This is a genomic window from Trichocoleus sp. DQ-A1 (assembly GCF_039961955.1).
Lineage (GTDB): Bacteria > Cyanobacteriota > Cyanobacteriia > Cyanobacteriales > FACHB-T130 > FACHB-T130.
Genome location: NZ_JAMPKE010000020.1, coordinates 31,363 through 44,896, shown reverse-complemented (window position 1 = coordinate 44,896; position 13,534 = coordinate 31,363). Strand labels below are relative to the sequence as shown.

Annotated in this window: 11 protein-coding genes and 1 pseudogene; 5 read left to right on the top strand and 7 right to left on the bottom strand. The window is 47.7% G+C overall.

Going from position 1 to position 13,534, the window contains the following annotated elements; genetic code table 11:
• Positions 1-6: 6 nt before the first annotated feature.
• A complete protein-coding gene (gene kdpA / locus NDI33_RS18315) occupies positions 7-1,698 on the bottom strand; it encodes a potassium-transporting ATPase subunit KdpA (RefSeq protein WP_190676410.1) in 1,692 nt (563 codons plus the stop codon).
• A gap of 315 nt (positions 1,699-2,013) precedes the next feature.
• Between kdpA and NDI33_RS18310 the strand changes: the two genes are divergently transcribed.
• From NDI33_RS18310 to NDI33_RS18300, 3 genes and pseudogenes are all read left to right on the top strand, one after another.
• Positions 2,014-3,054 (top strand): HAMP domain-containing sensor histidine kinase, encoded by a 1,041-nt coding sequence (locus NDI33_RS18310; protein ID WP_199302476.1) that lies wholly within the window; start codon positions 2,014-2,016, stop codon positions 3,052-3,054.
• 61 nt (positions 3,055-3,115) lie between these two features.
• Positions 3,116-3,796: a response regulator transcription factor gene (locus tag NDI33_RS18305; protein ID WP_190676406.1), complete on the top strand. Its 681-nt coding sequence runs from the start codon at positions 3,116-3,118 to the stop codon at positions 3,794-3,796.
• A gap of 37 nt (positions 3,797-3,833) precedes the next feature.
• Positions 3,834-4,562, top strand: a pseudogene (locus NDI33_RS18300) (Uma2 family endonuclease).
• Between the two features lie 28 nt (positions 4,563-4,590).
• Here the strand turns inward: NDI33_RS18300 and priA are convergent.
• Complete coding sequence (gene priA, locus NDI33_RS18295) at positions 4,591-7,209, bottom strand: primosomal protein N' (RefSeq protein WP_190676404.1); 2,619 nt, start codon at positions 7,207-7,209, stop codon at positions 4,591-4,593.
• 808 nt (positions 7,210-8,017) lie between these two features.
• On the opposite strand from priA, the gene NDI33_RS18290 reads away from it, so the two are divergent.
• Both NDI33_RS18290 and NDI33_RS18285 read left to right on the top strand, forming a co-directional pair.
• Positions 8,018-9,148 (top strand): RNA polymerase sigma factor, RpoD/SigA family, encoded by a 1,131-nt coding sequence (locus NDI33_RS18290; protein ID WP_190414486.1) that lies wholly within the window; start codon positions 8,018-8,020, stop codon positions 9,146-9,148.
• A 68-nt stretch (positions 9,149-9,216) separates the two neighbouring features.
• Positions 9,217-9,732 (top strand): GNAT family N-acetyltransferase, encoded by a 516-nt coding sequence (locus NDI33_RS18285; protein ID WP_190414443.1) that lies wholly within the window; start codon positions 9,217-9,219, stop codon positions 9,730-9,732.
• Here the strand turns inward: NDI33_RS18285 and NDI33_RS18280 are convergent.
• Genes NDI33_RS18280 through NDI33_RS18260 form a run of 5 tightly spaced genes read right to left on the bottom strand, consistent with a single transcriptional unit; the run spans position 9,697 to position 13,514 of the window.
• Complete coding sequence (locus NDI33_RS18280; protein ID WP_190676401.1) at positions 9,697-10,518, bottom strand: phosphate ABC transporter ATP-binding protein; 822 nt, start codon at positions 10,516-10,518, stop codon at positions 9,697-9,699. The two genes, NDI33_RS18285 and NDI33_RS18280, sit on opposite strands and share 36 nt — an antisense overlap.
• A 60-nt stretch (positions 10,519-10,578) precedes the next feature.
• Positions 10,579-11,496 (bottom strand): phosphate ABC transporter permease PstA, encoded by a 918-nt coding sequence (pstA, locus tag NDI33_RS18275; RefSeq protein ID WP_190676399.1) that lies wholly within the window; start codon positions 11,494-11,496, stop codon positions 10,579-10,581.
• Entirely contained in the window at positions 11,489-12,343 is an 855-nt protein-coding gene (pstC, locus tag NDI33_RS18270; protein ID WP_242033166.1) for a phosphate ABC transporter permease subunit PstC, read from the bottom strand. Before pstC ends, pstA begins: the two co-directional genes overlap by 8 nt.
• The gene (locus NDI33_RS18265) at positions 12,324-13,163 is read right to left on the bottom strand and encodes a phosphate ABC transporter substrate-binding protein (RefSeq protein ID WP_348245655.1); all 840 of its coding nucleotides are present in this window, start codon (positions 13,161-13,163) and stop codon (positions 12,324-12,326) included. Before NDI33_RS18265 ends, pstC begins: the two co-directional genes overlap by 20 nt.
• 36 nt (positions 13,164-13,199) lie before the next feature.
• Complete coding sequence (locus tag NDI33_RS18260) at positions 13,200-13,514, bottom strand: metalloregulator ArsR/SmtB family transcription factor (protein ID WP_190676396.1); 315 nt, start codon at positions 13,512-13,514, stop codon at positions 13,200-13,202.
• Between the last annotated feature and the right edge of the window lie 20 nt (positions 13,515-13,534).

The window sequence follows — 13,534 nt, the reverse complement described above, 5'->3', positions numbered from 1 at the left end:
GTTTATTTATCCTCCTTTAGCAATTTGGAAGGCTTCGGCTATCGGACCAAGTGCTAAAACTGGGAAGAAGGTTAACGCGCCTAAAATCAAGATGATTCCCGCGGTGACGGCGGTAAATAGAAGCGTATCGGTGCGGAGGGTTCCGGTAGTTTCGGGTACTGGTTGTTTGTGAGCCATGCTGTCAGCTAACAGCAGCATGGCGATAATTGGGATATAGCGACCGAGTAAGAGGCTGAAACAGGTACTCAGGTTCCACCACAGGGTAGTGTCGCCCAATCCTTCAAAGCCCGATCCGTTGTTGGCGGCGGCTGAGGTGTACTCGTAGACGACTTGGGAGATGCCGTGAAAGCCGGGATTGCTGATTCCAGCGAGGGTGTTAGGAAAAGCGAGAGCGATCGCTGCGGGAATTAATACTGCTATCGGATGGATGAGTAGCACGACGCTGGCAAGAACGATTTCTTTTTTCTCAACTTTTCGCCCCAAAAATTCTGGGGTTCTTCCTACCATCAAGCCGGTCAGAAATACGGTCAAAATTAGGTAGATGAACAAGTAAGCTGTTCCAGTTCCCTGACCGCCCCAGACAATCTGAAGGAACATATTAAACAGGGTGGAAAAACCTCCGAGAGGCATTAGAGAATCGTGCATCCCGTTGACAGCACCGCACATAGTTCCTGTTGTCGTAATTGCCCAAAGTGCTGTCTGTGCCCAACCAAATCTAACTTCTTTGCCTTCTAAGTTAGGAATAGGTTGCTGTCCTCCTAGGAGATTATTAACTAGAGGATTTCCTTGATATTCGCCAATGGCGGTAATGATAGTCAGAATGGTAAAGATAATAAATACCATCCCAAACAGCAGCCATCCCTGTTTTTTGTTATTGGCAAAGATGCCGTAGGTTATAATCAGCGACGCTGGAATGCAAACCATCGCAATTGTTTCTAGCAGATTGGAGAAACCATTTGGATTTTCAAATGGATGAGCGGAGTTGATGGCAAAAAAGCCGCCGCCATTTTCTCCTAACTGTTTTATACTTTCAAAATGGGCTACAGGACCACGGGCAATGATTTGTATTCCATTTTCTAACGTCGTAGCTGTCTGCGGCCCAGCTAAGGTTTCTGGAACGCCTAGAATGATTAACAATAGCGCTCCTAAGATGGACAGAGGTAGCAATATCCGGGTAATGGATTGAATTAAATCAACGTAAAAATTACCTAAAGAGCTGCCAGTTAAGCCGCGAATAAAGGCGATTGCTACAGCTAATCCGGTCGCGGCTGAGGTGAACATTAGATAACCCAGTGCTAACATCTGACTGGCATAGCTGAAGGTAGTTTCGCCAGAATAATGCTGCTGGTCTGTATTGGTCAAAAATGAGATTGTTGTATGGAGTGCTAAATCCCAACTAGGGGCATTTAATCCGGTAGGATTTAGGGGCAGGAATTGCTGTAGTATGAGAATTAGATAAACTAATACACCCATGACCAAGTTGGTGTAAAGCAAGGCACGGGCATACTGCCAACTCGTCTGATTCTCTTTGTTTCGCACGCCCCCTAGTGCATAGATAGTTTTTTCTATCGGTATCATTATTGGGTCAAGAAAGGTTTTCTCTCCTTTAAATACACTAGCTATGTAACTACCAAAAAACTTACTGATTGCCACCACAATCAGTAAGTTTATAACAATTTGAAATAAGCCTTGCCACATAAATTAAACCTAATTTAATCGAAGCTATACGATTTGTTAGCAGATAAATTAGACAAATAAATCTTTAATTTGTCCGACTATCATCCTAATACGTAGAAGATAAATACCACAATTAGATTAGATATATAACCTAGATATATATGTATTAATACACCTTCTATACCTGCAAGTATAGATTCAGGTTTATCGCTAAAGTGAGGATATAGTATATGTCATGTGGTGCCATTCATCAGTTGGAAAATACATCTGATGAGGAGGTTACGCACCTTGGTAGCTATCAAAGCAAATCTTGTGACTAAAAATCAGCACTCAACTATGCGTTTGCTAATCGTAGGGGCATTTACTGTCTTGATTATGCTGGAGTTTTCCACACCTCCATCCTATGTGTTTGGCTACCTCTATATCGGACCAATTTTACTAACGAATTCACGCTTGAGTCACCCTGCAACGCTTATACTCACCCTTTCTGCTGCTAGTCTAACTATCTTAAATTTGTTTTCTCCTGCTCTTGAACCGATCCAACCGTCAACAGTGGCAAACCGATTGATTGCAGTGATGGCGTTGGCGGTAACTTGCTGGTTGCTGCGTCGAAACCAGCATTATGAAGAGGCGATTCAGAGACAACAGACGCAATTGCGATCGCAACAACAACTGGCAAGTATTCGTGAAGATTTTGCCTCTACTTTGACACACGATCTCAAAACTCCATTGCTAGGCGCGATTGAAACGATTAAATCTTTCCAATTAGGACACTTCGGTGATTGTACGCTTCAGCAACAAACAGTTTTGGCGATGATGGTTCGTTCTCACACTTCGACATTACATCTGGTGGAGACGCTGCTGGATGTATATCGTAACGATACCAAAGGACTAAAACTGGTGCGATCGCCCGTAAATCTAGTTACCTTGGCTACTGAAGCGATCGCTACATTGACAGATTTAGCTTCTTCGCGTCGGGTGTATATTACTCTCCGTCATGGTTCAACCGATTTTCACCGCTTTTTGTGGGTGAATGGAGATGCCTTGCAATTACAGCGAGTCTTCATAAATTTACTCACTAATGGCATTAATCATTCCCCGCGTGGCGGTAAGGTAGAAGTCATACTGGAGTACCATCCTAATTATCAAATTGTGAAAATTATCGATAATGGGCAGGGCATCACCGAAGAAGAGTTACCCTACCTATTTGAGCGATTTTATCAAGGACATAGCGATCGCGTTGCCACAGGATCGGGACTGGGTTTATATTTGACTCGTCAGATTATTGAAGCGCACGGCGGTACAATTTGGGGAGAAAACCAGAAACCACGCGGGGCAATGTTTGGCTTCCGATTGCCTCCCCACCTAGTAAATTGAAAATAAAAAATGATAAATTACCTTTTTTCGGTTTTCCGACCAAAACTCCAAGACCTTTGAAATGAAACCTTCACTGCGGATTTTGTTGGTGGAAGATGATGAACTGTTTCGCCTGGGACTGCGGATGCGGTTGCAACAGGCAGGGTTAGAAGTCGTTGGTGAAGCAGTTGATGGCGAAACCGCTGTGGAATTGACGAATTGCCATTTACCAGATGTAGTGCTGCTTGATGTGGGACTACCTGGGTTAGGAGGCGTTGAAGCGTGTCGCCAAATCAAACAACGTCATCCAAAAATGCCCGTTTTGGTTTTAACTTCTCATTCCCAAAAGCCTTTGATTGAACGGTTAATTGCTGCTGGCGCTCATGGCTATTGTCTCAAAGGAATTGAAGCTGAGGTGTTAATTTTAGCACTGCGTTCAGTCGCCGCAGGTGCCTCATGGTGGGATCAAACGGGTACAGCAGAAATTCGCGCCGCATTTGACGATACACCGACACCAACTTCACCCAAAACCGCTGAACCTTTAGCAACTCCGCTTACCAGTCGGGAGCAGGAAATTTTGGCATTAATTGCCGCTGGGAAGACAAATCAAGAAATTGCCGAACGGCTGCATATTGCCTTGGGTACAGTTCGGGTTCACGTCCATGCCATTTTACAAAAATTGGAAGTGCGCGATCGCACTCAAGCCGCTATTTTGGCAATTCAAGAAAGATTAGTAGCCGCAGATTTGTTACTACAAGAATAATTAATCAAGATTCATTTATATATAGTAGGAGGTTTCCATGACCTCAGCAGAGACACCATTTGCCGTCGGTTTCACCCTTCCAGACCATACCCAGTTACCAGACTCCGACGGCAGATTTGTGAAAAACTTTCAAGAACCGCCCCAAGGCGATTTGCTGACCCACTGTATAGAACCAGTTTTGCAGCAAATTCATCCCGATGGACAATACTGTATCGGTCGGGATAGCGGGATCTATTGGCGGATAACGGAACCACCGGAAAGAGGAGCAGAAGCACCAGATTGGTTTTATGTGCCGAATGTCCCGCCGACTTTGAACGGTCAATACCGACGTTCTTATGTCTTGTGGCAAGAATACGTTGCGCCGCTGATTGTGTTGGAGTTTGTCTCTGGGGATGGTTCCCAAGAACGAGACAGAACGCCGATAACTGGCAAGTTTTGGGTTTACGAGCAGGCAATTCGCGTCCCCTTCTATGGCATCTATGAAGTCAATCTGGCACGAGTGGAAGTGTACCAATTAATTAACGGGCGCTATTAGATGATGCAGCCTAACGAGCGCGGACACTATCCCATCGAGCCTTTAGGGGTAGAGTTGGGGATTTGGCAGGGACGATACACAAATATGGAATTTCCCTGGTTGCGCTGGTGGGATACTCAGGGAAACTTGCTGCTAGATGGTACGGAAATCGCACAGCTTGCAGAAGAACGCGCTGAGCGCTTGGCAGAACGCTTGAGGGCAATGGGCATCAACCCCGATGAATTAGTGTGAAATCAGAACCTGAGTTCAGGCTTGGGTATTACATCAAATTCAGCGGGTCAACGTCTATTGTCAAGCTGACTGAGGACGGGCACAAAAGGCGCAACTCGTTGAAATCCGGTAATTCTGGCAGCGAATTAGGCGCAAACTTCAGCATAATCTGCCATCGATATCGATTCGCCACCCGTAAGATACTCGCTGGTGCTGGACCTAACACCTCATACACTGGGCTGGTGGGGTGAGCATCTGAACTGCTATCCCTCTGGGGTGTATTGGAAGCTAGCCCCGCAGCTAGCATCTCAGCAGTTTCCTGCACTTCTGCGGCATCGGTGCTGCTTAGCCGCAACAAAATAAGACGCCCGTAGGGGGGATAATTCAGCGCCTCTCGTTGTTCTAACTCTGTCTCGATGAAAGATTGATACTGATGTCGCCGTACTGCCTGAATGACTGGGTGTTCCGGGGAGTAAGTTTGAATAATGACTCGACCGGGATCGTCGCCGCGACCGGCACGACCTGCCACCTGAGTTAGGGTTTGAAATGCTCGCTCGGATGCCCGATAGTCGGGGAGATGCAGCAACCCATCAGCAGCAACCACTCCCACCAGTGTCACCTGGGATATATCTAGCCCTTTGGTGAGCATTTGAGTCCCAATTAATAAGTCAGCTTCTCCATTGGTAAAGCGTGTCAGCAGCGTGCGATGAGCGCCTTTGGTGCGGGTGGTGTCGCTATCAAACCGGATATAGCGCAACTGAGGGAACTGCTGGGCTAGTTCTTGGGCGACTCGCTGGGTGCCGCTGCCGAAAAATTTCAGGTAGGGAGAACCGCATTCGGGGCAGGATTGAGGATGCGATCGCACAAAATTACAGTAATGACACCTCAATAATTCCGCGGCTTCTTCATGGGTGTGGTGATACGACAGCGAAACATCGCAGTGAGGACACTCAATTACATACCCACAGCTACGGCAAGAAACAAAAGTACTATGTCCCCGCCGATGGATAAATAAAATTCCCTGTTTCCCCTCATCTTGCAGCTGCTGTAAGCCTTCCTGAAGCGACCGGCTAAAAATCGAGCGATTCCCTTGCTGCAACTCTTGGCGCATATCCACCACTTCTACGGGCGGTAGAGGGCGAGATTGGATGCGTTCTGGCAATGAGAGGTAATGGGTAAGCGCGTTTTGAGTTGGAGAGACGCGATTCATCGCGTCTGAGTTTTGAGTTGAAGCGGTTAACTCCGGACTCGTAATGTTTAGCCAGGTTTCTAGGGAAGGGGTGGCGGAACCTAAGACCAGGGGGCAGTTTTCCAACTCGGCACGCCAAGTAGCGACCGTACGGGCGTGATAAGTGGGTGCGGGTTGGTCTTGCTTGAAGCTGGAGTCGTGTTCCTCATCCAACACGATTAGCCCTAGGCGTGGCAGTGGGGCAAAGATAGCGGAACGGGTGCCAATGACGACTTGGGCTGCACCCGCCAGCATTTGCCGCCAAGTGTCGTAGCGTTCGCCATCGGAAAGGGCGCTGTGATAGACGCAGACTTTGTTGCCAAAACGGGCGCGAAATCGGTCGGTGAGTTGGGGTGTCAAACCAATTTCCGGGACGAGGACGAGGGCAGATTGTCCCCGTTCTAAGATGGGGGAGATCGCTTGTAAATACACCTCTGTCTTCCCGGAACCCGTGACTCCGTGCAACAGCACCTTCGCAAAACCGGATAAAGACGCGATCGCTTCTAGCGCCTCAGATTGAGCCGGTGTTAATGCTTTCGGTTGATCCCCAGCCAAGAGCGGTTCTGCGGAAGTCCGCAACATCTCCCGTTCCTGAATAACCACGCAGCCTTTTTGCTCCAGCGTTTTGATGGTGGATGAACTGGCGTTGCAGATTTGTAGCAACTCCGTCAACAACAAATCGCCGCCGCGCCGCCGCAGCACTTCCAAAATTTCCCGTTGGCGCTGCGTCAAGTCGAGGGGAAAAACATCGACAACCAGCGTCACAGCCTTCTGCAACTTCGGTCGCTGGGTTCTGGGCGGTTCCAGGTAACTTTCGACTAACTTCGCCCGCAGTAACTCCCGGATGGCTCGATACGCTCCTCTAACTTGACGCTGGAGGTAAACGAAGCTGTAGTCTCCAGAGGGTTGAGCTTGCAGAAGTTCCAGAATCTTACAGGCAGTTGGACTCAGGTAATTAGCATTTCCCGCTTGTCCGACTTGTCCCCCCTCTCCTTCTCCTTGGGCAAGGCGAAGGCGACGCTGCGATCGCCCCAGTAATCCCGGCGGTAGCGCGACTCGAATTACCTGAATCAGCTGGGTGTAGTAGTATTGGGCGACTTGGTTCAGCAGTTGCCAGTAGGTCGGCGGGAAAAACCCAGCACTGACCACATCCTCCACATCCCGAATTTTGGCTGGGTTCAAATCTGGCGGCGGTGCATCGCAAATCCGAATCGCGATCGCTCCCAAAACTTGCGCCCCAAACGGTACGCTCAGAACATCCCCCGGCTGCACTTGCAACTGGGCAGGCAACCGATAGGTATACAACCGCTTCTGCGCTTCTGCTTCTGGACAATCCACCAGCACTTCTATCCATCGATTCTGTCCAGAATCAGACTGGTCGTAGGATGCTCTACTCTCCAGCACAATGCCCGAACGCCCGACATTGGGATTTGACGACATATTCCCCCTCTCCCTTGGCAGCCGGATACTACAGCCAGCTTTCCAGACCGCCATGCTTGTCGCTTACTGTAGACCTGTTAATTTTAGCTGGCTGTAGACGCTTGAGAGACTTGAAATTCAACAACATCCAAGGTCGCAACCAAGAGGATAGAAGTTAGGATACAAATGTCTCGCTTGGATGCTTGTATGTGAGTATACTTGCTATCCTCTATCTATTGTGCAGAGCGCGGATGCCTACTTTCTCCCTATCGATAGAGAGGAAAGCTCACAAGTATATGAGATCCTGTGTGAATAGCATGGGAAATTTAAAAAACTTTAAACTTTCCTTAATTAGGAGCCAGAAAAAATGGAAAGAAACCCCAGACTTGGCATTGATTTAAGTTTAATTTAATTGAAATTTATCTACGGCATCACAGCTGACGGCAAGCTTCTAATAGACGAGGGCATCACCTTCATGTTTCCTGATTTTTTCTTAAGACGCATACCCAATCTAAAGCGCTTCTAGATTCTGGAATCGAGAAATGTAATCAGGAAAACAATCAAAAAACTATTTTCTGGTAGCCTTAAAAAGCTATTTGTAAATTGAAAGGTTGAATAAATTTTGAGTGTTCCAAAGCGGGTACCCGATCTGGTGTTGCCACGAGCGGATAAATGAAGCTCAAAATTAGCAAAGAATGCAGACAGTAAAAATAAAGTTGACCCTTGAGTCTATGCTCGTAGAGCCTGTCTTCAGTCCGTCATGGATATGTACAAAGAGAGCATCCGTTCCCATCAACTCGCTTTATCCAATACCGACTCAGACCTTGCTATGAATATTGCTGACTTGAACCGAAGCGACGTGGAATCTACATCCGATCGGGATTTTGTAGATATTACCGACCAGCAAATGGAAGAAACCACTGAAATAGAAATCGTCAGTGTTGAAGATGAAATTTCAGACGAAATTGATAAATTAGCCGGTGGTCGCCCCTCTGAATACCGCAAAACTGTCTCCGATGATACTGTAGGAGCGTTTTTTAAGGAGATGGCACGCTATCCCCTTCTGAAACCAGATGAAGAAGTCGAGTTAGCCCATCGCGTCCAATATTTAGTCAAGATAGAAGCGCTCCAAGAAAAATTACAAAAAGAGTTGGATCGCGCTCCCACGAAAGCAGAACTGGCAGCAGCAGATGGGCTTTCGGAACGCCAGATGGAACATCAACTGTATCGCGGACGGGTGGCGAAACGGAAGATGATTCGCTCGAACCTGAGATTAGTTGTTTCTATTGCTAAACGATATTTGAACCGAGGTGTTCAATTCCTCGATTTAATTCAGGAAGGGGCGCTAGGATTAAATCGCGCTACAGAAAAGTTTGATCCCGACAAAGGTTATAAGTTTTCTACCTATGCCTATTGGTGGATTCGGCAAGCGATTACGCGAACCATCGCTAACGATGCCCGGACGATTCGATTGCCAATTCACATCGTCGAAAAGTTAAACAAGCTCAAAAAAGCGCAGCGAGAACTCAAGCAAGAACTGCATCGCAATCCGACAGAAGAGGAACTGGCGCAATCTTTAGATATTGAGGCTTCGCAGTTGCGTCAGTTGTTGCAACTTAGAAGGCGATCGCTTTCTCTCAACCATCGCATCGGGAAGGGAGAAGAGACGGAACTGATGGATCTGCTCGAAGATGGTGATAATCAATCTCCTGAAGAGCAGATGAGCGAAGCCATGATGCGCCAGGAAATTTGGGAAGTGTTAGGCGACGTTCTCACCGATCGGGAAAAAGATGTTATCTCGCTGCGGTATGGTTTAACCAGCAGCGAACCCTACACCTTAGAAGAAGTGGGCTGTTTATTTAATTTGTCCCGCGAACGAGTGCGTCAAATTCAAAGTAAAGCGATGCGGAAACTGCGGCGTCCCCAGGTTGCCAAACGCTTGAAAGGATGGCTCACCTAAAAGTTGTTGGCGATCGGTAATTAGTCATTCGTTTTATGATTGACCAAACGATCGCTGACTGATGACGAATGACTACTGAATTGATTTTACGTCCAGCAGAGCCTGGAGATGCGTCGGTGCTATTTGAGCTAATTAAAGCACTCGCGGAGTATGAGAAACTCTCTGACGCTGTCACAGGCAATACGGACGCCCTGAAAGAGCATCTGTTCGGTTCTAAGCCTTATGTAGAGGCAATTCTAGCAGAATATGCGGGGCAAGCCGTGGGGTTTGCCCTGTTTTTTCATAACTATTCCACCTTTCTCACTAAGCCGGGAATCTATCTGGAAGACTTGTTTGTACTCCCGGAATATCGGCGTCAGGGGATCGGGAAGGCGCTTCTCACCCACCTCGCTCAGTTGGCTGTATCTCGCGGCTGCGGGAGATTGGAGTGGAGCGTTTTGGATTGGAACGAACCCGCGATCGCATTCTACGAGCGCATGGGTGCTGACGTTTTGCCCGACTGGCGGATTTGCCGCGTTACGGGCGATTCTCTCGTGAGTATGGCTGCACTAACCCCTTCTGCCAGTGACGTAGGCAGCCGTTAGAGGGTGCTGGGGCGATTCAAAAATCTGGATAACTGAACCGGATTCGATCAATTGTCCAGCGCCATCCTGAACCCAAAACAGCGCTACATCATCCGCAATCCGCTTTGCCTGTGCCAGATTGTGAGTAACGACGAGGACTGTATATTTGCCGCGCAGATTGACGATTAAATCTTCGACGACTTCACTAGAAAGCGGATCGAGGGCACTGCAAGGCTCATCCATTAGGAGAACTTCGGGTTTGAGGGCGATCGCTCTGGCGAGACATAGCCGTTGTTGTTGTCCGCCAGAAAGGGAAAGGGCAGGAGATTTCAGCCTGTCCTTCACCTCATCCCACAAGCCGACATCGCGCAAGGCATCTTCGACAATTTCATCGATTTTTTCTCGATTCCTCACTCCATGTTCTCTAAGCGGAAATTCAAGATTTCTGATAATGGAAAGTGGGAAGGGATTGGGTTTTTGAAATAGCATTCCTATTCGGCGACGCAATGAAATCACATCGATTTCTTGCACATCTCGCTCCCCCAGCAGAATCCGCCCTGTTAACCGACAGTTGTTGGTTAAATCGGTAAGGCGGTTTAGACAAGTGAGAAAGCTTGTTTTGCCACAACCGGAAGGGCCAATTAGGGCTGTAATTTCACCCGATTTAATAGAGAGAGTGACATTTTTAAATGCGGGTTTATTCGCGTAAGAAAGGCTTAAATTCTCGGTTTTGATTTCTGGGGCATTACTGGGAAGTGAGGCTGAAGTTTTCTCTTGAATTCTAATTTCGCTTGTCGAGTGTTTCATGAAGAATTTAAACTGTAAAGACGCGAAGTACGCAAAAAAAGAACGCGAGGTAAGCTTGGTTTACGCTACCCAAATTCGGGATTGCCGAAACCGTTCTGCTAGCCAAGAGATTGCAGCATTAATGAGTAATAGAAAGCTGATTAATACGAGAGCAGAGGCGTAGGCATTTGGTTCGCCGCCAGAGACGTTCATAGCGAGATCGTAAATGTGAACCGAGAGCGATCGCCCGGAATCCCACAATGACTCTGGCATCCGATCGACGTAACCGCTGGTAAAGATTAAAGCAGCCGTTTCAGCGATCGCTCTTCCCAAACCCAACAGCAACCCCACGACTAATCCAGGCATGGCGGCTGGTAGCAGTAACTCCCATAGTGTGGCTGTACGCGAGAGTCCCAGCGCCGCCGCCGAACGTCGATAGTCATCTGGTACGCCTCGGAAACCTTCCTGGGTTGAGCGAATCAAAATCGGCAGCACCATACACGCCAGCGTCAACCCACCGGAAAGAATCGAAAAGCCCATTCCCAAAGTTTTGCAGAAGAAAGCGTTCCCAAAAAGACCAAAAACAATTGAAGGGATGCCTGCTAAAACATCCAAACTCAGTCGCACTAACCGCCCCAAAATACTCTCATTTGAGGTAAATTCAGCCAGTAATATCGCAGTCCCCACTCCCAACGGAATTGAAACTGCCATGCATACTCCTACGATTAGCGCGGTCGAGATTAAAATGGGTGCGATTCCTCCATCTCGTCCAGCATTATTCGGTGCAGTTGTCAAAAATTCCCAGCTAATTTGACCGATACCAGAAATAAAAATATCGCTTAATAGCCACAATAGCGAAGCTGTTATTAAAGCGACAGATCCCCAGACGATTGCTGTGGAAATCAATTCGGAATAAGGCAAACAATTAAAAGCAAAAGAATTGGTTTTTTCTCGCACAATTTGTTTTTGTAAGCTTGTCTTATCAAAGGATTTATTCATAAATCTGCCCCCGGTTAATCATTTCGGCAGCAACGACTAAAACCACAATCATTGCCATCAATGTCAACCCGCTGACAAACAAGGCAGCGCGGTGATTTCCCACGGCATAAGCCATTTCTAAAGCAATATTTGCTGTTAACGTCCGCACTGGCTCAAATACACCCTTTGGCACCTGCACGACGTTACCACAAACCATTAGCACCGCCATTGTTTCGCCAATCGCCCGTCCCGTTTCTAAGATGACGCCAGTTAATAAACCTGATTTTGCTGCTGGAAAAACCACACCACGCACCATTGCCCAGCGTCCCAATCCCAGCGCCGCCGCACCCCGCAGATAATGTGCGGGCACGTTGGTAAAGGTGGCATCGGCTACTAAGGCAATGGTGGGCAAAATCATCAGGGTTAAGATTAAAATCCCGGCCAATAAACTTGGTCCCGGTGGGTGCATCCGCCCAATAATTGGCACCAGTACGACTAAACCCCAAAAGCCATAAACGACTGAGGGAATCCCTGCTAAAAGCTCAATTAAGCCTCGGTAAATTTTGGCTAATGCGGGAGGTGCATAATAGTGGCAAAAAACTGCTGAGAGAATCCCTAAAGGGGTTGCGATTAGCACAGATCCCGCCGTCACAAATAGCGACCCCCACAACATCGGCATTAGGTTAAATTCTTCGCTAACTGGATGCCAGGAGGGGTCTTTGAAGAAGCGTGTCAGTCCGATATTTTGCAGGATGGGTAAGGTTTCCCAAATCAGGAATAGCAGGATTAAAAGCGCGATCGCGCCCGAAATAATCGCCATTCCCCGCAACATCCAGACGAGAATGACTTCATTTCGCGACTGGGACAAAATATTGCTCCTTCACAATGTCTTGCACATCTTGAGAACGGGCAAAATCAATAAATTCTTTTTGCAATCCGGCGGGTGTGGTTTTTGTTACCAAATTAAGAGGGCGAGAAATCGGAAATTTACCGTTGCTGACGTTAGCAATAGAGGCGTCTACTCCTTCTATTGGCAACAGTTTGATTGGAGTATTGTGAGTAGCACCATATTCGCCTGAACCAATGGAGACATACGCGATCGCGTTGGGATTCCCTGCTACGGTTTTGATTCCTTGTTCGTTATCGCCAATCACCACATCGGCACGAATATCGGTTGTCTTTAATTTGAAGTGGTCGGCAAACAGTTCCAGCGTGGATCGACCCTCAGCTTTATTGACCACCGTAATTGGGGCATCTTTCCCGCCGACTTGTTTCCAATTATTGATTTTGTCGGTGTAGATATCGACAATTTGCTTGTCCGTCAGACTTTTAACTAGATTCTCTTGATTAAGAATGACCGAGACGCCATCGTTAGCAATGGTAAAAGCTTGCAAATCCTTCTCGCTGTCTTTGAGACTTCGGGAAACCATCCCAATATCCGCCACCCCCTGACGGGCATCTGCGACTCCTCGCGAAGAGCCGCCCGTTTGCACGTCAATCCGGACTCCCGGATGTTGAGTTTCATAGCGCTTGGCCATCTCAGCCGCCAAAGGCGCTACCGTACTCGATCCCGTCAAAACCAGCTTGCCTTGTAACTTATCGGATGATTGGGTTGCCCCTTCTGGAGGCTTCCCGCAAGATTGCAGCCAAAAGCAGGCAGCCAACCCTATAGAAAGCGGCGCAAGCATTCTTAGATTCTTCATCAGTTATGTAATTGAAGTTTTTTAGGTGTTGGAATCAAACGAAACCAGGCAACATCCCAAGTCAATCGCCCGACCAGCATTTGCCCTCTGGATTGCAGGATCTAGCTGATAAAGCACCGCCTTGCCATCTCGCGTCGCCGTCACAAAACCCTCTTCTCGCAAAACTTTTAGATGATGCGATAGCAAACTCTGTTGCAACCCCAGCACCGCATTCATCTCGCCAACGTGCTTAGGGCCACTCATCAGCAGTTCTAAAACCTCAAGCCGCGTTGAATCTGCCAAAGTTTTCAGTTTTTGGGCACAAAAGGACTGCGATGAGACTTTTTGGGTACTCATGGATTCACCTATGCGAAGTT